The organism is Mesorhizobium sp. WSM4813 (assembly GCF_055811555.1).
Map to the genome: position 1 here is coordinate 1 of NZ_JBVVQU010000079.1, position 21572 is coordinate 21572.

At 62.6% G+C, this 21572-nt stretch carries 22 protein-coding genes and 1 pseudogene; 12 read left to right on the plus strand and 11 right to left on the minus strand.

Annotated features, from left to right (window positions below):
• Positions 1-312: 312 nt before the first annotated feature.
• Positions 313-585 (minus strand): annotated as a pseudogene (locus tag AC0L25_RS29615) (winged helix-turn-helix transcriptional regulator); the annotation flags it as partial.
• Between the two features lie 70 nt (positions 586-655).
• Here AC0L25_RS29615 and AC0L25_RS29620 point away from each other — a divergent pair.
• Positions 656-1261, plus strand: coding sequence for an NADPH-dependent FMN reductase (locus AC0L25_RS29620; RefSeq protein ID WP_473598713.1), 606 nt, complete (start codon positions 656-658; stop codon positions 1259-1261).
• 77 nt (positions 1262-1338) lie between these two features.
• Here the strand turns inward: AC0L25_RS29620 and AC0L25_RS29625 are convergent, their stop codons facing one another.
• A complete protein-coding gene (locus tag AC0L25_RS29625; RefSeq protein ID WP_473598714.1) occupies positions 1339-1746 on the minus strand; it encodes a winged helix-turn-helix transcriptional regulator in 408 nt (135 codons plus the stop codon).
• Between the two features lie 97 nt (positions 1747-1843).
• Between AC0L25_RS29625 and AC0L25_RS29630 the strand changes: the two genes are divergently transcribed.
• From AC0L25_RS29630 to AC0L25_RS29640, 3 genes are all read left to right on the plus strand, one after another.
• Complete coding sequence (locus AC0L25_RS29630) at positions 1844-2824, plus strand: quinone oxidoreductase family protein (protein WP_473598715.1); 981 nt, start codon at positions 1844-1846, stop codon at positions 2822-2824.
• A gap of 510 nt (positions 2825-3334) precedes the next feature.
• Positions 3335-4057, plus strand: a complete 723-nt coding sequence (locus AC0L25_RS29635; protein WP_473598716.1) for an RNA polymerase sigma factor — start codon at positions 3335-3337, stop codon at positions 4055-4057.
• Positions 4058-4214: 157 nt separating this feature from the next.
• Positions 4215-5078, plus strand: a complete 864-nt coding sequence (locus AC0L25_RS29640; RefSeq protein WP_473598717.1) for a ferritin-like domain-containing protein — start codon at positions 4215-4217, stop codon at positions 5076-5078.
• Between the two features lie 602 nt (positions 5079-5680).
• Here the strand turns inward: AC0L25_RS29640 and AC0L25_RS29645 are convergent.
• The 5 genes from AC0L25_RS29645 to AC0L25_RS29665 all read right to left on the minus strand — a co-directional run bounded on the left by AC0L25_RS29645 (position 5681) and on the right by AC0L25_RS29665 (position 10481).
• Positions 5681-6991 carry a hemolysin family protein gene (locus AC0L25_RS29645; protein ID WP_473598718.1) on the minus strand — a complete coding sequence of 437 codons (1311 nt, stop codon included), beginning with the start codon at positions 6989-6991 and terminating at the stop codon, positions 5681-5683.
• Between the two features lie 156 nt (positions 6992-7147).
• A complete protein-coding gene (locus tag AC0L25_RS29650; RefSeq protein ID WP_473598719.1) occupies positions 7148-7855 on the minus strand; it encodes an LssY C-terminal domain-containing protein in 708 nt (235 codons plus the stop codon).
• Positions 7856-8005: 150 nt separating this feature from the next.
• Entirely contained in the window at positions 8006-8821 is an 816-nt protein-coding gene (locus AC0L25_RS29655; protein WP_473598720.1) for an extensin-like domain-containing protein, read from the minus strand.
• 181 nt (positions 8822-9002) lie between these two features.
• Complete coding sequence (locus AC0L25_RS29660) at positions 9003-9887, minus strand: extensin-like domain-containing protein (protein ID WP_473598733.1); 885 nt, start codon at positions 9885-9887, stop codon at positions 9003-9005.
• A 168-nt stretch (positions 9888-10055) separates the two neighbouring features.
• Positions 10056-10481 carry a DUF3775 domain-containing protein gene (locus AC0L25_RS29665; RefSeq protein ID WP_473598721.1) on the minus strand — a complete coding sequence of 142 codons (426 nt, stop codon included), beginning with the start codon at positions 10479-10481 and terminating at the stop codon, positions 10056-10058.
• Positions 10482-10678: 197 nt separating this feature from the next.
• Here AC0L25_RS29665 and AC0L25_RS29670 point away from each other — a divergent pair, with 197 nt between their 5' ends.
• On the plus strand, positions 10679-11218 hold the full coding sequence (locus AC0L25_RS29670; protein ID WP_473598722.1) for a tetratricopeptide repeat protein: 540 nt from the start codon (positions 10679-10681) through the stop codon (positions 11216-11218).
• Between the two features lie 266 nt (positions 11219-11484).
• Positions 11485-11958, plus strand: coding sequence for a transcription elongation factor GreA (gene greA / locus AC0L25_RS29675; protein WP_023799806.1), 474 nt, complete (start codon positions 11485-11487; stop codon positions 11956-11958).
• Between the two features lie 263 nt (positions 11959-12221).
• On the opposite strand, the gene waaC is transcribed toward greA, so the two are convergent.
• From waaC to rfaD, 3 genes are read right to left on the minus strand one after another with little or no spacing between them, the layout of a single operon-like run.
• Positions 12222-13211: a lipopolysaccharide heptosyltransferase I gene (gene waaC, locus AC0L25_RS29680; RefSeq protein ID WP_473598723.1), complete on the minus strand. Its 990-nt coding sequence runs from the start codon at positions 13209-13211 to the stop codon at positions 12222-12224.
• Positions 13208-14215, minus strand: coding sequence for a lipopolysaccharide heptosyltransferase II (gene waaF / locus AC0L25_RS29685; RefSeq protein WP_473598724.1), 1008 nt, complete (start codon positions 14213-14215; stop codon positions 13208-13210). Before waaF ends, waaC begins: the two co-directional genes overlap by 4 nt.
• Complete coding sequence (gene rfaD, locus AC0L25_RS29690; protein WP_473598725.1) at positions 14188-15138, minus strand: ADP-glyceromanno-heptose 6-epimerase; 951 nt, start codon at positions 15136-15138, stop codon at positions 14188-14190. Before rfaD ends, waaF begins: the two co-directional genes overlap by 28 nt.
• 164 nt (positions 15139-15302) lie before the next feature.
• Here rfaD and AC0L25_RS29695 point away from each other — a divergent pair, with 164 nt between their 5' ends.
• The 4 genes from AC0L25_RS29695 (at position 15303) to AC0L25_RS29710 (ending at position 18815) form a co-directional block, all read left to right on the plus strand.
• Positions 15303-15935: a LysE family translocator gene (locus AC0L25_RS29695; RefSeq protein ID WP_473598726.1), complete on the plus strand. Its 633-nt coding sequence runs from the start codon at positions 15303-15305 to the stop codon at positions 15933-15935.
• A 151-nt stretch (positions 15936-16086) separates the two neighbouring features.
• Positions 16087-17577 carry a D-glycero-beta-D-manno-heptose-7-phosphate kinase gene (rfaE1, locus tag AC0L25_RS29700; protein ID WP_473598727.1) on the plus strand — a complete coding sequence of 497 codons (1491 nt, stop codon included), beginning with the start codon at positions 16087-16089 and terminating at the stop codon, positions 17575-17577.
• A gap of 7 nt (positions 17578-17584) precedes the next feature.
• Positions 17585-18157, plus strand: a complete 573-nt coding sequence (locus AC0L25_RS29705; protein WP_473598728.1) for a D-sedoheptulose-7-phosphate isomerase — start codon at positions 17585-17587, stop codon at positions 18155-18157.
• The gene (locus tag AC0L25_RS29710) at positions 18150-18815 is read left to right on the plus strand and encodes a D-glycero-alpha-D-manno-heptose-1,7-bisphosphate 7-phosphatase (protein ID WP_473598729.1); all 666 of its coding nucleotides are present in this window, start codon (positions 18150-18152) and stop codon (positions 18813-18815) included. Before AC0L25_RS29705 ends, AC0L25_RS29710 begins: the two co-directional genes overlap by 8 nt.
• Here the strand turns inward: AC0L25_RS29710 and AC0L25_RS29715 are convergent.
• Positions 18812-19297: an Lrp/AsnC family transcriptional regulator gene (locus AC0L25_RS29715; RefSeq protein ID WP_473598730.1), complete on the minus strand. Its 486-nt coding sequence runs from the start codon at positions 19295-19297 to the stop codon at positions 18812-18814. The two genes, AC0L25_RS29710 and AC0L25_RS29715, sit on opposite strands and share 4 nt — an antisense overlap.
• A gap of 258 nt (positions 19298-19555) precedes the next feature.
• Between AC0L25_RS29715 and trxB the strand changes: the two genes are divergently transcribed.
• Entirely contained in the window at positions 19556-20530 is a 975-nt protein-coding gene (trxB, locus tag AC0L25_RS29720; RefSeq protein ID WP_473598731.1) for a thioredoxin-disulfide reductase, read from the plus strand.
• Between the two features lie 72 nt (positions 20531-20602).
• Positions 20603-21499: a LysR family transcriptional regulator gene (locus AC0L25_RS29725; protein ID WP_473598732.1), complete on the plus strand. Its 897-nt coding sequence runs from the start codon at positions 20603-20605 to the stop codon at positions 21497-21499.
• Positions 21500-21572 lie beyond the last annotated feature (73 nt).

The window sequence follows — 21572 nt, forward strand, 5'->3', positions numbered from 1 at the left end:
ATTTCGCGGAGGCAATGGCGTGTGAGGCATTGGTCAATGGCTCGGCCGCTATGAGGTTGGCGCTCTACGGCGCCCCCTCTGTCCTGCCGGACATCTCCCCCACTTGGGGGAGATTGGCAGTTCCGCCGACAGCGACTCTTTTTCGAGGTTGGCGATTGTCGAATCAAAGATGACGGCCAATCTCCCTCCTTGTAAGGCCTTGTAAGGGGAGAAGGGACGGCGAGACAAGCGGCTCGCCCGCAATGCGTCGACACATCCTGAACCCTGCCTTTGCGAGCGCTCGCTGCTGTGAACCCTTGCAGCGCAAGAGTTTCAGGCATGAAGCCCATCGAACCTTTCGCGCGCTGCCTTGACGCGCTCGGTGTTCTTGCGCGCCCACTCACCGAGCGCGCCGACCGGCACAAGAAGCTCGTAGCCAAGGTCGGTCAGCTCATAATCGACGCGTGGCGGAATGGTCGGAAACACCGTGCGAGTGACGAAGCCGTCGCGCTCCAGCCCGCGCAAGGTGGTGGTCAGCATCTTCTGCGAAATACCGCCGACGGCGCTGCGCAATTCGTTGAAGCGCAGCGGCCCCTCACCGAGCTGTGGGCGCAGTCACTCATATAGCTCAGGTATCTAAATGATACCAGAAATTTGCCTGAAGGAGAGCCCCTCTATGTCCAAACCCAAAATCGCCATTGTCGTCGGTTCGACCCGCGCCGCACGCTTTGCCGACGTTCCGACCCAGTGGATCGCCAGGATCGCCAAGTCGCATGCCGACATCGACGTGGAAGTGGTCGACCTGCGCGACTTTCCGCTGCCGTTCTTCGACGAGGTCGCATCCTCTGCCTGGGCGCCGTCGCAGAATGAAGTGGCAAAGCGCTGGCAGAAGAAGGTCGCCGAGTTCGACGGCTTCATCTTCACCGCCGCCGAATACAACCATGGACCGACGGCCGTCCTGAAGAACGCCATCGACTACGCCGCCAATGAATGGAACAAGAAGCCGGCCGGTTTCGTCGGCTATGGCAGCGTCGGTGGCGCGCGTGCCGTCGAGCAGCTCAGATTGCATGCCGTCGAGCTGCAGATGGCGCCGGTCAAGTCGGCAGTCCATATTGCCTGGGCCGATTTCCTCGCCGTCAGGCAAGGTGAGAAGAAGCTCGACGAGCTCGAGCACCTGAACCAGGCGGCAACCGCGCTGGTCAATGACGTTGCCTGGTGGGCCAAAGTGCTGAAGGCGGCGCGTCAGGCCGACGCGGTGGCCGAGGAAGTCAAGGCGGCCTGAACCGCGGACCGGAACAATCCTCCAAGGATTCAGGCTGGAGGGATTCCGGGGGCGGCGCTTGCGTCGCCCTTTTTTATTCAGGCGATGGCTGGCTGGCGCGCCTGCCGAGGCCTGATGATGCAATCGGTAACGCGGTCCATTTCGTTCAGCTCATCCGCATGGTGCTGGCCCCACTCACAGAGCGCCAGAAGGATAGGCTCGAGGCTGAGGCCAAGGCGCGTCGCCGAATATTCGACGCGTGAGGGAATTTCGGCAAAGATCTCGCGTCTGATAAGGCCGTGTTCTTCCATTTCGCGAAGCTGCTGGATCAGCACTTTTTGCGTGATATCAGGCACCAGCGCCTTCAGCACCGACAGCCGCCGGGGGCCGTCGAAGAGATGGTAAAGAATAACAGCCTTCCATCGGCCCGAAATCACTTTCAGGGCGCGTTCCGCCGGCAGCATGGGCAGTCTTTTGGTTGGCAGCCTCTTGGTCGGCTTGGCCATGGTCACCTCTTGGTCAGCAGGGGACAAATGAGTGTGTAGTCGCGATCAGGCAGATAGTGGCAAACAGCAGCCGATGCCATAGCGACGGGTGCATGCCATGAGAGCCATTCAACTGAACCGTTTCGGCGGTCCCGACGTCCTCGACGTCGTCGAGATGCCGAAGCCTGAGCCGCAAGCAGGCGAGGTGCTGATCCGCGTTCATGCGGCTGGCGTGAATTTCTTCGAAGTGCTGATGCGCGCGGATCGCTATGCGGTGACGCCGGACTTGCCGATGGTTCTCGGCGTCGAGGCCGCCGGCACAGTGGAGGCGCTGGGGCAAGGGGTGGACGAACGACTGCTGGGCAAACGTGTGGCGGCGCCGTTATTTGCCTCAAAGCGCCCACTCGGCGGATATGCCGAGTATGTGACGATCGATGCCAATCTGGCCGTGCCTCAGCCGGATGCACTCTCGTTCGAAGACGCGACGGCCTTGATGGTGCAGGGACTGACGGCTTTTTATCTGCTGCGGCAAAGCCCGCCCGCCGGCAAGTCGGTGCTGGTCACTGCAGCTGCAGGCGGTGTCGGGTCCTTGCTTGTCCAGCTCGCCAAACGCCAAGGCGCCAGCGCGGTGATCGCGGTCGCCGGCGCCAGGCCCAAGCTCGATCTTGCCCTGTCGCTTGGAGCCGATCCCGCGGTCGACTACAGCACGCCGGATTGGCCGACGCGCGTCCGTGAAGCGGCAGGCGGCGTCGGCGTCGATATCGTCTACGACATTGTCGGCGGCTCGATGACGGCGGCATCGCTGCAAGCTCTCGCGCCTGGCGGAGAACTGGTGTTTGCGGCGCTGGGCAGATACACGATCGGCGCCTCGGACCTGGAAGCGATGATCCTACAAAACCAGTCGCTGAGAGGGTTCGCCCTGCTGCCGCTGCTCTCGCCCGATGTGCTCAGGGCCAGCCTGTCAGAGCTTTTCCACCTGGCCGCCAGCCGCCAGCTTACCGTGACGCAAGGCCGTTGCTTCGCGCTCGACCAGGCCGGCGAAGCACATCGCGTGGTGGAGGAGCGCCGCTCGACCGGCAAGGTCGTGTTGATACCTTGAGTGGTGTGGGCGATTAACTGTGCACTGGCCGATCGTGGAATTTATCCGCCTCGCGCTTCACGACAACAGGTGACAAGATCGCGGTTCGAATGCATCGTGGCCCCTCCGGCCCCGTCAGCAGCACGCCCATGCCGTGCACGGCCGCGCCGAGCACTGACCTATGTCAGGTACGCGACACGTTGGGATCGATCAGCGTCATGGTTTCCTCCCTCGATAGCCTCTTCGCCGGCTGCTTCTGACGAGCCGCCTGGAAGACCAATTCTAAACTCATCGGGCTATCAAGGTAAGCGCGTCCTGGTAGAGTAAGCGCGTCCTGGTAGAGATTGTACAAGCCGATATCCCGGTCGGCTCGGTTGCGCCAAACCGGAAGATGAAACTGCTCCACAACAAGGTCCGATTTACTTGGTGAGCAGACCTCTGGTTCGCTAAAGTTTCAAGTCTCCACCGGGCTGCAGACCGAAAACCCGGAAAACGCTTATCTCATAGTAAGCTGATGCATCTGGAGCGCCTATGATGAAGCCGACTGGATCCAACGAGGCAGTGAGGATCGAGGACCTTGACGACGCGGGGCTGGTTGAACACGCGCGACAGCGTGACCCCGCCGCATTCTGGTTAATCATTAAGCGTCACAATCAGCGGCTTCACCGGGTCGCCCGCGCCGTCCTGGATGACGACACTGAGGCGGAGGACGTACTTCAGGAGACCTATATCCACGCCTTCACCCATCTGGCCGAATTCCGCGCGGAGGCGCGGCTGTCGACCTGGCTCACCCGGATCGCGCTGAACGAGGCGCTGGGACGCCGACGGAAAAGGCGGCCCACCGTCGACGTGAAAGCCATCGAAGACATGGTCGCTCCGTTCAGCGCCCACAAGCCTGATCCCGAAGAGGCGGCCGCTCTCGCTGAAATCCGCAATCTCCTGGAACGAGCCGTCGGTGGCTTGCCAGAGCCCTTTCGCATCGTCTTTGTCATGCGGGACGTCGAGGAAATGAGCATTGAGGAAACGGCTTTTCTTTTGGCATTGCGACCTCAGACAGTGAGCACCCGCCTTTATCGCGCACGCCGGCTGCTCCGCGAGGCGCTACGGGACAAGCTCGCCACCGTGTTCACGGATACGTTTCTCTTCGCTGGCGCCCGCTGTGACCGCCTCGCGCAATCAGTCTTGGACCGGCTCGCAATCCGCCTGGTTCGGAAGGATACTCATCCGTTGAAGACGGCGACCGAGCGCACGTAGACGCCGTCCACGCCGAGATTACGCCGGCTCCTTTCGCGGGCTGTTGTAGCGGGACACGGGAATATTTTGGCGGCCCGGACCATCTAATCGTCAGGCAAATGCACTCCGCGCCGCGGTGCTGACAGCGGCGTTGAATCAACAAACATAGGAGACCGCCATGCAGGGCGCACTTCACCTATCCCGGCGTCAGTCGCTTCAGGGACTTGTCGTACTCGGTGCCGGAGCGGCACTCGGCGGAATCGCGCGGCCTTCTCCGGTATTGGCACAGGACATATCGGACGAAGACATTTTCCGCTTTGCGCTCAACCTCGAATATATGGAGGCTGAATACTACCTCCGCGGCACCACCGGAAAAGGCATCGACGCGGCCGATGCCGGTTCGAAACCCGGCGACGTCGTTGGTGGAAAGCAAGTCTCGTTCGAGACTCCGGCCATCGGCGAATTCATGCAGGAAGTCGCCGAAAACGAACTCGCGCACGTCCGCTTCTACCGCAAGACGCTTGGAACGGACGCTGTTGACCGGCCAGCCATCGATTTCGACGCGGGGTTCAAGGCGGTTGCGGAGGCATCTGGCCTCGGGCCGGACTTCGACCCCTTCGGCAACGAAACGAACTTCGTTCTCGGCGGGATGTTGTTCGAGGATGTCGGCGTCACCGCCTATGCCGGTGCGGCGACGGTTTTGAAAAACAAGGACTTCCTCGCCGCCGCCGCAGGCATCCTGGCGGTCGAGGCCTACCACATGGGCATGGCGCGATCCACGCTATACCGGAAGGGAGAGGAAGCCTGGAAGGCCGCCAACGCCGTCTCCGATGCCCGAGACAAAATCGACGGATCGGACGATAAGGACCAGAGTATCCAGGTGGACGGAAAAGCCAACATCGTGCCGTCGACGCCCGATGCGATCGCGTTCACCAGAACGCCACAGGAGGTGCTCCGGATCGTCTATCTCAGCGACAAGGATGGAGTGAGCAAGGGCGGCTTCTATCCGGAAGGGATGAACGGCACGCTCAAGAGCACCTGAGCCAGTTGCGACGAGTGCCGATGCGCCGCCGGAAACCGAGCGGCCCGACAGCGGCTGCTCTCGGAGAAAAACCATGAAAAGATGATGATGTGAACCACGGATCGGCAGGTTCAAGCCGAGTGCTGTCTCGCCGCAATTTCCTGAAAGTCTATGTGACCGGTGCGGCGATTGCCAGCGCCGGCGGCCTTGCATCCTGAACGTCTCGACTGATGGCAGGGGGAAAGACAACCAAGGCGCTGGGGCTTTACCAGGACACCCCAAATTGTGGCCGACGCTGCGGTGGGCGTACTCACTTCCGAGAGCCAAACGGGTGCGAGATCGTTGCCGGTGCAATCAGCCCAAATTGCTGGTGCCGTTTCCACGAGCCGCTGCCGGCTTGATGCAACAAATTGCGGTCTCCCGCCTTATGTCTCGGGCGGGAGCAACGCGACGTCAGCTTCCACGTCGAGAGCGGACGTTGGCCGGGGCGGAAAGGCGTCTGCCTAGGGTCATGGCCGTCGGTTCCACGCAATGTCAGCTATCGGCGAAGGAAATCGGCGCATAAAGGGCCGGATCGGGTCAAGAGCTGACATTCGGAACGGGCCCAGACATCGTGTTGACTGTCACCGCACGATTTCGCGATGGCCGCCGGGCAGGCGCGTGGCGATGAGCTTGTCGATGCGGCGGCCGTCGAGGTCGACGACCTCGAAGCGCCAGCCCTGCGCATCCACGCATTCGCCGGTCGTCGGCAGATGGTGCAGGTGCGACAGCACGTAACCGGCGACAGTCTCGTAGTCGCGATTCTCGGGTAGGTCGATGCCGAGAACGTCCGCCATCTCGTCGGCCTGCATGTAGCCCGCGAGCAGCCATGAGCCGTCCTCGCGTTTGACGGCGTTTTCCTCGTCGCCGGCGTCGAGGTCCGCCCGGAATACGCCGGTGATGGCTTCCAGTATGTCCGCCGGGGTGACGATGCCTTCGAAATGGCCGTATTCGTCATGGACCAGCGCCATCGGTACGTTGGATTCCCTGAGTGTCGAAAGGACATCCAGCGCGTCGGCCTGGTCATGGACGATGGGAGCGGTGCGCACGTGCCGGCGCGGGTCGAGTGCGCGACCGCCAAGCATCGCGGCCAGCACGTCGCGGGTCTGGACGACGCCGATCATGGCGTCGACACTGCCATCGCCGGCTGGCAGGCGCGAATGCTGGGTCTCCATCAAGAGCTTGCGGGTTGCCGCGTCATCGGACTGCAGGTTGATCCAGTCGACCTCGGTGCGCGGCGTCATCACCGCGCGGACGGCGCGGTCGCCGAGCCGCATGACGCCGGCGATCATGCGCCGCTCGTCGGATTCGATGGTGCCGTGATGCTCGGCCTCAGCGACCAGCATCTTGATCTCCTCGTCGGTGACCTTCTCCTCGCTTTCACCGCGTTGACCAAGCAGCCAAAGCATGAAGCGGCCGGAAATGTCGAGTAGGAAGACCAGCGGCGCCGAGACGGTGGCGAGCATGGTCATCGCCGGAGCAACCCTGGCGGCGACGCGTTCGGGATCGCGCAGCGCGATCTGCTTGGGCACCAGTTCGCCGATGATCAGCGAGAAGTAGGTGATGAGGGCGACGACGATGCCGACGCCGATCGGATCGGCAAGACTTTCCCGAATACCGGTCGATGCCAGAAATACGGACAGCCGATCGCCGAGCGTGGCGCCGGAAAAAGCGCCTGACAGAACACCGACCAGGGTGATGCCGATCTGCACCGACGATAGGAATTTGCCGGGATTGGCGCCGAGCGCCAAGGCGCGGCCGGCGCCCTTGACGTGGCGGTCGATCATCGCCTTGAGACGGGCCGGCCGTGAGGAGACGATGGCAAGTTCGGACATTGCCAGAAGGCCGTTCACGCAGATGAGGACGACCACGATAGCGATTTCAGCGTAAAGCATGCGAGGTCAATAGCATTGCGGCGCGGTCTTCGAAAATAGATGGCCGTCATTTTTCATGCCGGCGGGCGCAACCATCTCACACCGCATCCCATGATGGCGACGAAAAATGCTCGATCAGGGCGTCGATGAGCCGGAGGCCAGCGGCTCGTCTCGCGCCTACGGCAACTGCAGCAGCACGCCCACCACCGCCTTGCCGTCGGTGAAATAGGGATCGCCGCCGCCATTGCGCCCGGTCTTTGTCGCACCGATGCCCGATATCTCGCTGGTCGAGATCAGCATGCCTGCGGCAGAAAGGTCGCGGATCAGGAAGTCGCGCTCGGCGTCGATGTCGGGACCGATATGGTGAGTGATCGCGCCGGTGTTGTGGCTGAGGCCGACGCCGCGATCGAAGCTTGCCGAACCCAGCCAGAGCGGCCGGCCATCGTCTCCGGTCGCATCTGTCTGCCAGAAGCGGACGTGATGACGCCGGTCGGCACTGTCGCCGACCGGCTTCTCGAAGGCGAGATCCTGTGCACGGCCTTCGAATAGCAGCCGGCTGACCGGCGCGTCGGGATAGGGCCGATCGAACAGCACGCTTTCGCCGATCTCGATCGCGGTCTTCAGCGTGAGGGCGTCGGCGGTGTCCCACCCGGCGACGGCGAAGGCGTGGACCAGCTCTTTTTTGGTACCGACAAGGCCGACATTGATCGGATCCCCCGCAATGCCTTGCGGCGTGTGCGTCAGCATCTGGAAGCGCTGCGTACGGAAATTGCGGTCCCGCAGGGTCCAGAATTCCGGTGCGGCGAAATAGGCGAGCACGAGATAGCCGGCACAGAACGCCACCAGCCAGATCGTTGCGCGTCGTCGAAGGCTTCGTCGGCTCACGAGATACCACCCAGGTGGTACGGCATCACCTTTATGTGGCGTCATTCTACGCGGCGGCGCAGACCTTGGGCAGTGGGTATGTGCTCGCTGTCATGTTGTTTGGAGCATCGGATTATCCCAAAACCGGTATCCACTTTTGGGTCCGATGCTCTAACGGCAGGCGCGGTAGCCGTTCTTGCGGTTCTTGATGTCGAAATGGAAATGGTTGCGGTGGTCGTAATTGTAGCCGGGGCCAAGCACAGTGGTGAAATACTGGCAGCCGTCGGCGCGCACAGTATTGAGGAAGCCGCGCGTGCGGAAGGCGAACAGGCCGGGCTTGCGCACGTCGATATCTTTGCCATTGCCGAGCTCGATGCTCATGACGTCCAGCGCGTTGCCCTTGCCGTGCTCCGACAGCACGCCTTCGCCGGCGATCCTGCGGCAGGAATAGCTCGAGCCCTGGCGAATGGTCTTGACGCCGGAGAAATAGCGCCAGCGGGCGGACGGGACGAGTTCATTCCTGGTCCAGCCGGCGAAGGTGGCGGCCATGTCGCAGGTCAGCGTCGCGGCCGGCTTCATCCCGATGCGGCCGATGGCCGAGATCTTGACCGGATAGTCGATGCCGCACTGGCCTTCGCGGATCGGTGCAAGGTCGGTGTAGACGACGCCCAGGCGCTTCAATTCCTTGCGGCAGTCGACCTCGCTGGCCGGCATCTGTTCGGTCGGTGCCATCGGCTCGTCCATGCGCGGATAGGCGGCGGTCATGTATGGGTTGGACGGGACGAGGCGCTGCATTCCAGCGTATTTCGTGCCCGCGTAGTTCGGAACGGCTGATGTCGGGCTGCCGACATCGACGGCCGGTTCCAGCGAAAGCACGCTGCCGGTGGTGCAGGCCGAGATCGCTGCGATGGCAAGCGCGCCGGCAATCATGCGCGCGCGCCTCATTTGCCGCACGGCGACAGACGCTGCGCGAAATATCCCGGCCATTGGCAGGTTCCCAGTCCCCGAGCCTGATCCCGATCAGGCCTGTCTCATCGTTTGATCGTGATCATTTTTCGGGATCAAGATCAGACGAGACGGAGCTTAACCGCCAAGAGTAAAGGAAAAATCAGCGGCTGCGTTTACGGCTGCGGCCAAATTGCGGCGCGCATGTCGGTCCGGGATCATGTCACTGGCAAAAGGTGCCGCCCTTGCGGCGCGGTGCAAGATCGAGATGGAGATGCAGCGAATGATCCGCATCGCTGCCCGGGCCGAGCACGGTCTTGAATGGTCCGCAGGCTGCCTTGCGCACCGTGTTCAGGAATTTCGCGTCCTTTTCCGGCGGCGCCAGGCCGATGTCGATCCTTCTACCGTCCGAAAGCGTGAAGCTGGCGATGTCGAGCGCGTTGCCGAAGGCGTGCTCCGACAATTTTCCGCCGCCATTGCGGTGTCGGCAGACAAAGGCGGATGCCTGGCCGACCGACTTGAGACTGGCGCCGAGCTCGGCTTTGGCCGCCGGCTGGATGATATTGGCAGCAAAGCGCGCGGCGGCCTCGGCCATCTGGCAATTCAACTCGGTTTCGGGGGTGATATCCAATGACTTGCCCAGCGTCTTCAGCGCGATCGGATAGGGAATGGAGCAGCCTACCGCGGCATCGTGCTCGGCGTTACGTTCCTCGAAGTCGACGCCCATCGACTTCAGCCGCCTGCGGCAGGCAAGTTCCTCGTCCGGCATTTTTTCCTGCGGCACAGAGGCCGAGCGCGGGTCGGGAGGGATTTTCTTCTCCGGCGCTTGCGCCGGCTTCTCCGGTGGTTTCGCGGCGGCGGCCGGCGGTTCCGCCCCGGCGGGCTTTTCGGACGGCGTTGGAGGGATTGCCGGCGGCTCAGGCTGGGCTTTCTTATGCTGGTCGGTCTCAGGTTGATCAGCCTTTGGCGCATCCGCAGGGCGCGGCTCGGGGATCGGCACGTCGGCAGGCGCGGCTTCTTGCGCCGATTGCGACTGATTGAGCTCTGGGACAGGCACGGTTTCAGGCAATTCCGGAGCTTGGGCCAGGGCCGCTCCTGCGGACAGCATCGCCGCCGCCAAGGGCAGCGCCAATCTGATCAATGCGGCCAATCTGATCAATGCGGCCAATCTGATAAATGCGGGAGGGGTCAGCGCAGTCATTCGCCGTTAACGGCGGGCGAATGCGGAAGTTGCCTGAACGAGAGTTTTGGCCGATCACGAACGGTAACCGCGGTGTTACGCCCCGATCGCTTCCAGCCCTTCCTCCAGCCAGTCGGCCAAGAGCGGCATGCCGAGCAGATATTTCGCCGTGCGCTTGTTGGCGCGCTCGCGGGCGGCCGTCAGCGCGTCCGTCCATTCCGAAGCGTCATAGTCGCCGCGGCCAACCCAGGCGAGTGCTACGAGTTCGGCCGCCTCGTCGACATTGAGGTCGTTGATCAGTTCGCGCAATTCTTCTTCGGTGAGGTTTTCGGAACGTTCCTCGACGAGACCGTCATGGTGATGATTGTCATGCGCCTCGCTATCGAGTTCTACCTCGTGCTCGGCGCCATCGGCATAGTCTTCGTTGACGGCGGCGCTCAACGCCTTCGCCTTGAGGATGAACAGGCGCACCGTGTCGGGACCGATCGAAAGCTCCCATTCTTTTTCAAGGCGCCGCTGCACTGGCCGTCTCCGCATACTCCGTTGCCGTTTGCTGGATGATAGCGAATTTGCAGCGCTCGTCACGTCATGTTCGGCGCTTCTATTTTCCGACTGGCGCGGATCGTTCAAAAAGCTTTCAATGGCCATGACTTTTTTCCGGGATGAAACGGCTTTTGCCCGGCGTTAGTGTTGCATTGTCATGCTTCAGGGAGAGTTCGATGCGCAGACGATTGCTGATCCAGGTTCTGGCGGTTGCAGCCCTGCCGCTGTTTGCTGTCCCGGCGTTTTCGGCCGGTGAAGGTGGAGGCGGTGGCAATGGCGGCCAGACGACACAGTGCAAGAAAGGCATGGTCTGGGACAAGAAGCTGAAGAAATGCGTGGCACCCAAGGAAGGCATGCTGGACGACGACAACATCTATGAAGCCGGCCGCGCGCTGGCGATGGCCGGACGTTATGACGAGGCGATCGCCGTGCTCAGCCTGGCTGCAGACAAGAAAGACCCTCGCATCCTCAACTACCTCGGCTACTCGCACCGCCATTCCGGACGCGTCACCGTCGGTCTCGGCTATTACGAGGAAGCACTGCTCATCGATCCGAACTATACGCTGGTACGTGAATATCTCGGCGAGGCACATCTGCAGATCGGCGATCTCGCCGGCGCCCAGGAACAGCTCCGCGAGATCGAGAAGCGCACCGGCAAGGGATCTCGTGAATACAGCATGCTGTCTGAGCAGATAGACCGTTTCATGAAGAGCTGATCCGAAACCCAAACACGCCTCACACCGGCTGCGAGCAATCGCAGCCGGTTTTTTGTTGCCGCCGCCTCTGCCAGCCGCGCTGCCTTGGCGGGTGAATTTTTCAAAACCGATTTTTTGGCGTGAAAAACCCGCGAAGATTGCTATATTGGGAGAAATTGCGGTGACACGGTTCCGTTAGCCCGAGGCTGCCGGACCGTTTTCTTTTTGTACCCATCGACAAGGTCGCTCCCGGAATGCGGGGGCGGCGGCAGGAAAGGTCAGGCATCATGAACAAGGTCCCGATGACAGGCGAGGGGTTCGCGTCATTGAAGGAAGAACTGCGCTGGCGCCAGCAGGAAGAGCGGCCGCGCATCATCGAAGCGATCTCCGAAGCGCGCTCGCATGGCGATCTTTCCGAAAATGCCGAATACCACGCAGCCAAAGAGGCGCAGAGCCTCAATGAAGGCCGCGTCAACGAGCTTGAGGACTTCATCGCGCGTGCCGAAGTGATCGACATCACCAAGCTCAGCGGCGAAAAGGTCAAGTTCGGCGCGACTGTGGTGCTGGTCGACGAGGACACGGAAGAGAAGAAGACCTACCAGATCGTCGGCGATCAGGAAGCGGACGTGAAGTCCGGCCGCATCTCGATCTCCTCGCCGATCGCGCGGGCGCTGATCGGCAAGGAAGTCGGCGATGCGATCGAGGTCAACGCGCCAGGCGGTGCGCGGGGGTATGAGATCGTCCAGGTCCAGTTCATCTAGGGATAAAGGCGGCAGGATTTGTTCCTGAATCGCGCTGTTTTAACCCGACGATTGCGCTGCCCCTCATCGCCCTGCCGGGCAATTCTCCCCGTATAGTGACGGGGAGAAGGACGCCGTCATCGAGGGTTTCGCCCATCACCAGTGCTGCAGAATGGGCGCCGAGTTCGCATCCAGCCCCTTCACCCCGTCACTATACGGGGAGAAGGTGCCGGCAGGCGGATGAGGGGCGGCGCTGACCTTTCCGATTGAATTGATTTAATGAATCAATTCTTGCCGGCGCTGGCCTGACCAAGCGCTTGGCGCTCAAGCATCCTCTCTGCCTCAGCCAACACCTCTATCGGCGCGACACGACCGCCGGGTGCGGCCAGCAGCGTTGACGAGAACGGCCCGCGCGGGCCGGTCAGACCTGGCTCGGTGGCCAGGAATACCGCCACCGTCGGCTGGCCGAAAGCGCTGGCGAGGTGGGTAAGGCCGGTGTCGGCGCCGATGACCAGCACCGACCGGCCGATGATGGCGGCGATCTCGGCAAGCGGTGATTTCGGCACCAGCACGGTCTGTGGAACGGCCTGGGCGATCGCCTCGGCAACCGCCTTTTCCCTGTCGTTAGACCAGGTGGTGACCGGCGTCATTCTTTTTTCCACGAGAAGCCGGGCAGTCTCGATCCAGTTGCCGACCGGCCATTTCTTGTCCTCGCGGCTGGTGCCGTGCAGCAGGAAGGCGGTTTTTCCGCCGACAAAAGTCGAACCGACCCCCGGCGGCACGATGCCGGACTCAAGCCCGGAAAAATCCGGTTCATAGCCGAGCGCCAGCCCGAACAGCCGCCGTGTGCGTTCGATGGCGTGCAGATCGCGCGGCACAGCATAGCGGCGGTCGTAGAACAAAGTCGCCGACGGCTCGCGGGCGCTCGACCGGTCGAAGCCGGCGATCGGTGCCACAGCCAGTTTCGCCACCAGGGCCGACTTCAGCAATCCTTGCGCGTCGATGACGAGATCGTAGCGGCAATCCCGCAAGGCGCGGCGCAGTGCCGCCGCCCCGCGCCATGTGCCGCGGCCGAGCGGGCTTGTGCGCCAGCGCCGGATCGCCGCGGTGTGGATGGTTGCGATGGCCGGATGCAGCGCCACGATGCCGGCGAAGGCCTCTTCCACACACCAGTCGAACGACACATCCGGCCGGTTGCTGCGCGCATCCTCGACGGCCGGAAACGTGTGGATGACGTCGCCCATCGAGGACGTCTTGACGATGAGCACCCTCATGCGGCGGCTGGCATTTCCAGCAGCCGTTCCGCTGCTGCCGCGACCTGTGACACCTCGAGCGTCTTCAGGCAGTTGAGATGGCCGAGCGGGCAGATTTTCCGGTGGCAGGGCGAACAGGACAGGCCGAGCCAGACCAGTTCGCGCTGCTCGGCGAGCGGCGGCGTATTCTGCGGCGAGGTCGAGCCGTAGACGGCAACGATCGGCGTGCCGACCGCGGCGGCGACATGCATCAGCCCGCTGTCGTTCGACACCGCAAGCCTGGCCGCGGCGATCAGGTCGATGGCATCCTCCAGCCGCGTCTGGCCGGCGAGGTCGACAGCATCTGGTGCAAGCGTGGCGATTTCCGCCGTCACCTCGGCGTCGTTCTTCGATCCGAACAGCGCGACCCTAAAGCCCTTCGCCATCATGTCGCGGGCAAGGCCGGCATAGCGTTCGCTCGGCCAGCGTTTGGCCGGCCCGAACTCGGCGCCGGGCATAAGTGCGACGAATTTGTCCGCCTCCAGCCCGAAGCGGCCCAGCAGTGCCGCCTGGTTTTCTGTATCGACGGCAAGCCTCGGGGCCCGGAACGTGCCTCCCTGAGCGAGGCCGAAATAGGCCTGCGCGGTGCTGCGTTTCAGATTGTCGGGCAAGGGAACGATGTCGGTCAGCAGCCCGTAGCGCATTTCCTTGAGATGGCCGATGCGGCGCGGAATGCGGGCAAAGAACGGGACCAGCGCCGATTTCCAACTTCCAGGCATGATATAGGCCATGTCGTAGTGGCCGCGCAGCAGGCGGCCGAAGCGCCTTCGAATGCGGAATTCCAGCGCGCCGGATTTCAGCGGCAGTTCGACCTGTTGGCGTATTTCGGGCATGCGCTTGACCAGTGGCGCCGCCCAGGCCGGGGCCAGCACGTCGATCGCAGCGTTCGGGTGAAGCTCTCTCAGCGCCGAGAACAGACACTGCGCCATCACCATGTCGCCCACCCAGCGTGGGCCGATCACGAGGATCGTTGGGCTTTCAGCCATTCGACATAATCTCTGACGCCGGTTTCCACTGTGCGAAACTGACCATTGTAGCCGGCGGCGCGCAACCGGGACATATCAGCTTGCGTAAAACTCTGGTAGCTGCCCTTGAGGTGATCGGGGAAGTCGATGAACTCGATCTCGCCCTTGCCCAGCGTGCCGATCACCGTTTCGGCAATGGCGCGGAACGGCTGGGCAAGGCCGGTGCCGCAGTTGAAGATGCCGCTTGAGCCCCGTTTCCACAGCCACAGATTGACGTCGGCAACATCGCTGACATGGATGAAATCGCGGCTCTGCTCGCCGGGTCCGAAACCGTCATAGGCGCCGAACAGCTTCGGGTTCTGGCCTTGCTCGACCTGATTGAAGAGATGGAAGGCGACCGAGGCCATGGCGCCCTTATGCGCCTCGCGCGGGCCATAGACGTTGAAATAGCGCAGGCCCGCCACCGGCGAATGATCGGTATCGAAGACGGTGCGGCGGACGTAGTCGTCGAACAACTTCTTTGAATAGGCATAGACATTGAGCGGGCGTTCGCATTCCGGCTCCTCGCGAAACTCGGCGCCGTCGCCATAGACGGAAGCCGAGGAGGCATAGAGGAAGGGCACGCGCAGTGCGAGGCAGGCATGCAGCAGCCGCTTCGAATAAGCGTAATTCACCTCCATCATGAATTTGCCGTTCCATTCGGTGGTGGTCGAGCAGGCGCCCTGGTGGAACACGGCCTCTATGCGGCCGAGGTCCCTGGCCTCCATCCGCGGCAGGAAATCGTCCTTGTCGAGATAATCGGCGATCTGCAGGTCGGCGAGATTGGCGATCTTGTGGCCGTCGGTCAGGTCGTCGACGACGAGGATGTCGCTAATCCCTTCGGCATTGAGCGCGGCGACGATATTGGAGCCGATCATGCCGGCGCCGCCCGTGACGATGAACATGAAAGCCTCTGGTGTCTTGTGCCGATTCCGGCCCTTATAGGGGAGGCTTGCGGGGCTGTCGATAAACAGGTCGCAATCCGGCGGTTGGTGAGCGTCACAGCGCCGCCGCAAAGCTTTCGCTTCAGTTGGTGTTCCATCGGCGAAGCGCGACAGGAGCAAGGGTAATGCCGTCGACCGAACTGCTTATCGCCTTTTTCGCCACCACGGCGATCTTTGCCTACATCCCCGGTCCGGCGATGCTTTACGGTGCTGCGCAAACCATGGCGCGCGGCCGCTGGTCCGGGCTGACGGCCGCTTTGGGTATTCATCTTGGTGGCTATGTGCACGTCATCGCGGCCGCTGCCGGCCTGTCCGTGCTTTTCCACGCCGTGCCGATGCTCTACATCGCGGTCAAGCTGGCCGGCGCACTCTATCTGATCTGGCTGGGTGTCTCGCTGTTCCGCGCCAGGGCGCGAGACGATGCTGTTATCTCAGGTATCGAGCCGAAATCTGCCCGCCGCGCCTTTTTCGAGAGCATCACCGTCGAGGTGCTCAATCCCAAGACGGCGATCTTTTTCATGGCATTCCTGCCGCAATTCATCGACTCGTCGGCGACGTTCCCCGTTTGGCTCCAATTCCTCGTCCTCGGGACGATCGTCAATCTGATGTTCTCATCGGCAGATGTTATGTGCGTGGTGCTGGCGGGTGCGCTGATCACCAGGCTGCGGCGTTCGAGCCACGCCCGGCGCCTCATGCGGCGTGCGGGTGGTGCGGTGCTCGTCGGATTGGGCGTTCATGTCGCTTTGCAGAAAAGCTGATCCGTCGACCGGCGTTGGCTGTGGGCCGCTCGGCGCCTGCCGTTGCGCTGAGCCGAATTGCGGTATATCGGCTTCGCCATGAACGACCAGCCCTGCCGGTCCAGCCCTTTCACAGCAGCGGGACCGGCTCTCATTGCACGTCGCGGATGACATGAGCGAGCAACACCTGCCTTCTCCCGAACCCCTTCACCGCGCCATCTCGCGGTTCGATAACGTTACCGTGCTGGTGGTCGGCGATTTCATCCTCGACCGTTTCGTCAACGGCGTCATCGAGCGGATTTCGCCCGAAGCGCCCATTCCGGTGCTGCGCGGGCGTGGCGAAACGTCGGCGATGGGCGGCGCCGGCAATGTCGTCGCCAACATCGTCTCGCTCGGCGCCGCCGCGATACCGGTCTCGGTGATCGGCGCCGATCAGGCCGGCGACAATCTCATGCGCATGCTCGCCGAGCTTGGCGTAAACACTGGCGGCCTCGCGCAGGACGCGAACCGGATAACCTCCTCGAAAAGCCGCTTCAGCGCGCTCAACCAGCAGGTGCTGCGTTTCGACGAAGAGGAAATCAAACCGCTGGGCGATGCGGAGCAGGCGATGCTGATCCGGCATTTCCGCACCGCGCTCGCGCAAGCCGACATCGTTATCCTGTCCGACTACGGCAAGGGCATGCTGCTGGACGGCGTCGCCGGCGAGCTGATCTCGATCTGCCGCGAGGCGGAAAAGCCGGTGCTCGTCGACCCCAAGGGCCGCGACTATGCTTGCTATGCCGGGGCGACGGCGATCACGCCCAATCGCAAGGAACTCGGCGAGGCGGTCGGACGCGCGGTGTTTTCCGATGACGAGATCGTGGCCGCGGCGCGTGAGCTGATCTCGGCACATGGCTTCGATTTCGTCGTCGCGACGCGCAGTGAAAAAGGCATGAGCGTCGTCGACGCAGACGATGCCCGCCACATCGCCACGCAGGCGCGGGAGGTGTTCGACGTTTCCGGCGCCGGCGACACTGTCATCGCGACGTTTGCGCTGGCTCTGGCTGCGGGCGCCGACCGCGTCATTGCCGCCGCCATCGCCAACGCGGCGGGTGGCGTGGTGGTCGGAAAGCGCGGTACCGCGCGGCTGACAGTCGAAGAGCTTACCGGCGCGCTGTTTCGCTCGCACGGACCGGTTGCCCACAAGGATGCAATCCTCGATGCCGCTGCCGCCGCACGGCTGGTGGCGACGTGGAAGGACGAAGGCCTGAGCGTCGGTTTCACCAATGGCTGCTTCGATATCCTTCACGCCGGCCATGTCAGCCTTTTGCATGCGGCACGCAGCCAATGCGACAGGCTGGTTCTGGGCCTCAACAGCGATGCCTCGGTGCGCCGGCTGAAAGGGCCGGGACGCCCGGTCAACGACGAACATGACCGGGCCTGCGTTCTGGCGGCACTTGCCTCCGTCGATGCCGTCGTCGTCTTCGAGGAGGACACCCCGCTCGCGCTGATCGAGGCGCTCAAGCCCGACATACTTGTCAAGGGCGCCGACTACACGATCGATCAGGTGGTCGGCGCCGAAATCGTGCAGAAAGCGGGCGGTCGCGTCGTGCTGGTCGATCTCGTCGCCGGCAAAAGCACGACGGGCACCATCGGTAAGTTGCGCGCCGGCAAGACAAACTGAGGTTTTCATGTCCGAACTGAACGATTACCTGGTCCGCTCAGCGGCCGCGATCACCGCGATGGTCGAGCGCGACCTCACCGGCGAGATGGAGCGGGCGGTTACCGCCGTCGTCGCCGCACTTTCGCAAGGGAAGGCGCTGCTGATCTGCGGCAACGGCGGCTCGGCCAGCGACGCCATTCACATCGCCGGCGAACTGGTCGGCCGCTTCCTGAAGGAGCGCAAGGCCTACAACGTCATCGCGCTGCCGGCCAATGCGGCGGTGCTGACCGCCTGGGGCAATGATTACGGCTTCGACACGGTGTTTTCACGCCAGGTCGAGGCACATGGCTCAGCGGGTGCCGTGCTGCTCGCCATCTCGACCAGCGGCAACTCGCCCAGCATCCTTGCCGCTGCCGAGCAGGCGCGCACGATGGACATGACGGTCATCAGCCTGACCGGCGACACCGGCGGCAAGCTCAAGCCGCTCTCCGACATCGTGCTCAAAGTGCCCTCGACCTCGACGCCGATCATCCAGCAGGGGCATCTGTGCCTCTATCATCATCTGTGCGAAATGGTCGAAGCGCGCCTCTGTGATGGCTGACATCGCCCCTGTCGTGAGGTCGAATCCATACCCGCTCGAAGAGCCGGGCCTGTGGGTCGAGCGGATCGGTGCCTCGGTGTTTCCAGCCGGCACGCCGGCGCTGTTCCTCGACCGTGACGGCACCATCAATGTCGATAGCGGCTACCCTAGCGATCCGGTTGACATCGTGCTGCGGCCGGAGATGCTGCCGGTGATCCGAACGGCGAACATCGTAGGCGTTCCTGCGATCGTAGTCTCCAACCAGTCAGGTATAGCCCGCGGCTATTTCGGCTGGCCGGAGTTCGCCGCAGTCAATGCCCGGCTGCTGACACTTCTCGAAGCACAGAATTGCCGGATCGATCTGGTGCTCGCCTGCGCCTACCATTCGAGCGGGACGGGTGAACTGGCAGTAGGTGATCATCCGATGCGTAAGCCCAATCCGGGCATGCTTCTGCGCGCCCGCGAGCTGCTGCGCGTGGATATCAGCCGTTCCATCATCGTCGGCGACAAGGCCGATGACATGGAAGCCGGACGGCGAGCCGGGCTATGCGAGGGCTGGCTGGTGCACGGCAGATCCAATCGGACTTCTGGCGATGGCATGTTCACGACGCGCAAACTGACGACCGATAACGATCACAGCAAACTCTGCGACGTCATCGCCGAGCTCGGCCGGGATTAAGGTCTCACTTCGCTGAAAGCCACCAGGCCCTCGTCCTTGACGCGACGGATGGTCAGTGCTGTGCGCACCGTGTCGACATTCGGCGCCGACGCCAACTCCTCGATGACGAAGGTCTGAAAGGTGCCAAGGTCGCTCGCCACACAATGCAGCAGGAAATCGGATTCGCCCGACACCATCCAGGCGTCGCGCACGATCGGCCAGCCGCGTGTGCGTTCGGCGAAGGTTTTGAGCTCCGCGTCGGCCTGGTGATGCAGGCCGATGAGGCAGAAGGCGACGACGTCCAGACCGAGCGCCGGCGCATTGAGCAAGGCGCGATAGCCGCGGATGATGCCGGTCTCTTCCAGGCGCCTGACGCGACGCAGGCATGGCGGCGCCGAAATGCCGACGCGGCTGGACAGCTCGACATTGGTCATGCGCCCGTCATGCTGGAGCTCGCGCAGGATCTTCCAGTCGATGGCGTCGAGATCGGCTTTGAGCGGCATGGATACCTTCGGCGCTTCACGCAAGAATCTTTCGTGATTTTGTAATTAAACGACTTTGGTGTCCATTCCATCCCTTCAGTGGCTGATTTTCGGACAGTCGCCGCGCAAGATGTTCATGGATCGTCTGTTTGCGGGGAAGCTTTCCGGGGACGAAGGTCAGCTCGTCTTGCTGGCGTCGCCTGCAACACCTAGATTAGGGCCGATATCGAACCTGTGCCGGACGCTTCATTCGCGTCCGGTTGTTGTGAAAGCCCGTCCATGATCACCAAGCACGCACCCGTTCTCATCATCGGCTCCGGCCCCGCCGGCTATACGGCGGCAATCTACGCCGCCCGCGCCATGCTGAAGCCGATGCTGGTCGCCGGGCTGCAGCAGGGCGGCCAGTTGGTGATCACCACCGACGTCGAAAACTATCCGGGCTTCGCCGATCCGATCCAGGGTCCGTGGCTGATGGAACAAATGCTGAAGCAGGCCGAGCATGTCGGCACCGACGTCATCAATGACATCATCACCGAAGTCGACCTCAATGTGCGGCCGTTCCGCGCCAAGGGCGATTCCGGCACCACCTATACGGCCGACGCGCTGATCATCGCCACCGGCGCGCAGGCGAAATGGCTGGGTATCCCGAGCGAACAGACCTTCATGGGCTTCGGCGTATCGGCCTGCGCCACCTGCGACGGCTTCTTCTATCGCGGCAAGGATGTCGCGGTGATCGGCGGCGGCAATTCGGCGGTGGAGGAGGCGCTCTATCTTTCCAATCTGGCAAAGAGCGTGACGGTCATCCACCGGCGCAGCGACTTCCGCGCCGAGCGCATCCTCAGCGAGCGGCTGTTCAAGAAGGATAATGTCCGCGTCATCTGGGACACTGTCGTCGACGAGATCACCGGTCAGTCCGGCAAGATGCCGCTGCCGCCGTCAGTGGAAGGGCTGAAGCTGCGCAATCTGGTGACCGGCCAGGAGATGCATCTGACGGTCGACGGCGTATTCGTGGCGATCGGCCATGCGCCGGCGGTCGAGCTGTTCGCCGGCAAGCTGAAGCAGAAGCCGAACGGCTATCTGTGGACGGCGCCGGATTCGACCTGCACCGACGTGCCGGGCGTGTTCGCCGCCGGCGACGTGACCGACGACATCTACCGTCAGGCGGTGACGGCGGCGGGGCTCGGCTGCATGGCCGCGCTCGAGGCGGAAAAGTACCTCGCCGGGATCGAAGTTCACCGCGAAGCGGCGGAGTAAGGAAGCGGCCGAGAAAAGCCGCGCAAAAGCCTGATTTTTCATTCAGACGCCAGAAAACAGAACGGGGGCATCATGGCGTTGGACTGGGACAAGCTACGCGTGTTTCACGCTGCGGCGGAAGCTGGGTCGTTCACCCATGCCGCCGAGACACTGCATCTGTCGCAATCGGCGATCTCGCGGCAGGTCAGCGCGCTCGAACATGATGTCGGCGTGCCGCTGTTCAATCGCCATGCCCGCGGCCTGGTGCTGACCGAGCAGGGAGAGATGCTGTTCCGCACGGCGCATGACGTGCTGATGAAGCTGGAGACGATCAAATCGCGGCTGACCGAGGCCAAGGATCGGCCCTCCGGCGTGCTCAGGGTGACGACCACGGTGGGGCTCGGTGCCGGCTGGCTGACCGAGCGCGTGCAGGAATTCATCGAGCTCTATCCCGAGATCAGCCTGCAGTTGATCCTGGCGAATGAGGAACTCGACCTCACCATGCGCCGGGCGGACTGCGCGATCCGGCTGCGCCAGCCGCAGCAGCCTGATCTCATCCAGCGCCGCCTGTTCACCGTGCATTTCCATCTCTACGCCGCACCTTCTTACGTCAACAAGTATGGCAAGCCGGGGTCGATCGCAGAGTTGAAGAGCCATCGCATCGTCACCTTCGGCGTGCCGGTGCCGGCGCATTTGTCGGAATTGAACTGGCTGGAAACGGTCGGCGATTTCGAAGGCGGGCAAAGGGTGCCGACGCTGCAGATCAACGACATATTGTCTATAAAGCGCGCGGTACAGGGTGGCGCCGGCATCGCCATGCTGCCCGACTATGTGGTCAGCAAGGACTCAGGGCTGGTGCAATTGCTGCCGGAGACCGAAGTGCCGTCCTTCGACACCTATTTTGCTTATCCCGATGCGATGAAGAACCAGGCGAAACTGCACGTCTTCCGCGATTTCATCATCGCCAAGGCCCGAAGCTGGTCGTTCTAGAGCGTTCTGTTTTTAGGTAGACGCATATCCGGCGTTCTTGATGTAGTTGGCGCATTCCGCCGGCGTGTAATGA

What these genes read in the sequence shown, in the direction of transcription:
- AC0L25_RS29630 (WP_473598715.1), top strand. Translation starts at nt 1,844, where the DNA reads ATGAGAGCCATTCAACTGAACCGTTTCGGCGGTCCCGACGTCCTCGAC.
- AC0L25_RS29620 (WP_473598713.1), top strand. Translation starts at nt 656, where the DNA reads ATGTCCAAACCCAAAATCGCCATTGTCGTCGGTTCGACCCGCGCCGCA.
- AC0L25_RS29660 (WP_473598733.1), bottom strand. Translation starts at nt 9,887, where the DNA reads ATGCTGTCCGCAGGAGCGGCCCTGGCCCAAGCTCCGGAATTGCCTGAA.
- AC0L25_RS29635 (WP_473598716.1), top strand. Translation starts at nt 3,335, where the DNA reads ATGATGAAGCCGACTGGATCCAACGAGGCAGTGAGGATCGAGGACCTT.
- AC0L25_RS29710 (WP_473598729.1), top strand. Translation starts at nt 18,150, where the DNA reads ATGGCTGACATCGCCCCTGTCGTGAGGTCGAATCCATACCCGCTCGAA.
- AC0L25_RS29725 (WP_473598732.1), top strand. Translation starts at nt 20,603, where the DNA reads ATGGCGTTGGACTGGGACAAGCTACGCGTGTTTCACGCTGCGGCGGAA.
- AC0L25_RS29655 (WP_473598720.1), bottom strand. Translation starts at nt 8,821, where the DNA reads ATGGCCGGGATATTTCGCGCAGCGTCTGTCGCCGTGCGGCAAATGAGG.
- AC0L25_RS29715 (WP_473598730.1), bottom strand. Translation starts at nt 19,297, where the DNA reads ATGCCGCTCAAAGCCGATCTCGACGCCATCGACTGGAAGATCCTGCGC.
- AC0L25_RS29625 (WP_473598714.1), bottom strand. Translation starts at nt 1,746, where the DNA reads ATGGCCAAGCCGACCAAGAGGCTGCCAACCAAAAGACTGCCCATGCTG.
- AC0L25_RS29670 (WP_473598722.1), top strand. Translation starts at nt 10,679, where the DNA reads ATGCGCAGACGATTGCTGATCCAGGTTCTGGCGGTTGCAGCCCTGCCG.
- waaC (WP_473598723.1), bottom strand. Translation starts at nt 13,211, where the DNA reads ATGAGGGTGCTCATCGTCAAGACGTCCTCGATGGGCGACGTCATCCAC.
- trxB (WP_473598731.1), top strand. Translation starts at nt 19,556, where the DNA reads ATGATCACCAAGCACGCACCCGTTCTCATCATCGGCTCCGGCCCCGCC.
- rfaD (WP_473598725.1), bottom strand. Translation starts at nt 15,138, where the DNA reads ATGTTCATCGTCACGGGCGGCGCCGGCATGATCGGCTCCAATATCGTC.
- waaF (WP_473598724.1), bottom strand. Translation starts at nt 14,215, where the DNA reads ATGGCTGAAAGCCCAACGATCCTCGTGATCGGCCCACGCTGGGTGGGC.
- AC0L25_RS29695 (WP_473598726.1), top strand. Translation starts at nt 15,303, where the DNA reads ATGCCGTCGACCGAACTGCTTATCGCCTTTTTCGCCACCACGGCGATC.
- AC0L25_RS29705 (WP_473598728.1), top strand. Translation starts at nt 17,585, where the DNA reads ATGTCCGAACTGAACGATTACCTGGTCCGCTCAGCGGCCGCGATCACC.
- rfaE1 (WP_473598727.1), top strand. Translation starts at nt 16,087, where the DNA reads ATGAGCGAGCAACACCTGCCTTCTCCCGAACCCCTTCACCGCGCCATC.
- AC0L25_RS29640 (WP_473598717.1), top strand. Translation starts at nt 4,215, where the DNA reads ATGCAGGGCGCACTTCACCTATCCCGGCGTCAGTCGCTTCAGGGACTT.
- AC0L25_RS29645 (WP_473598718.1), bottom strand. Translation starts at nt 6,991, where the DNA reads ATGCTTTACGCTGAAATCGCTATCGTGGTCGTCCTCATCTGCGTGAAC.
- greA (WP_023799806.1), top strand. Translation starts at nt 11,485, where the DNA reads ATGAACAAGGTCCCGATGACAGGCGAGGGGTTCGCGTCATTGAAGGAA.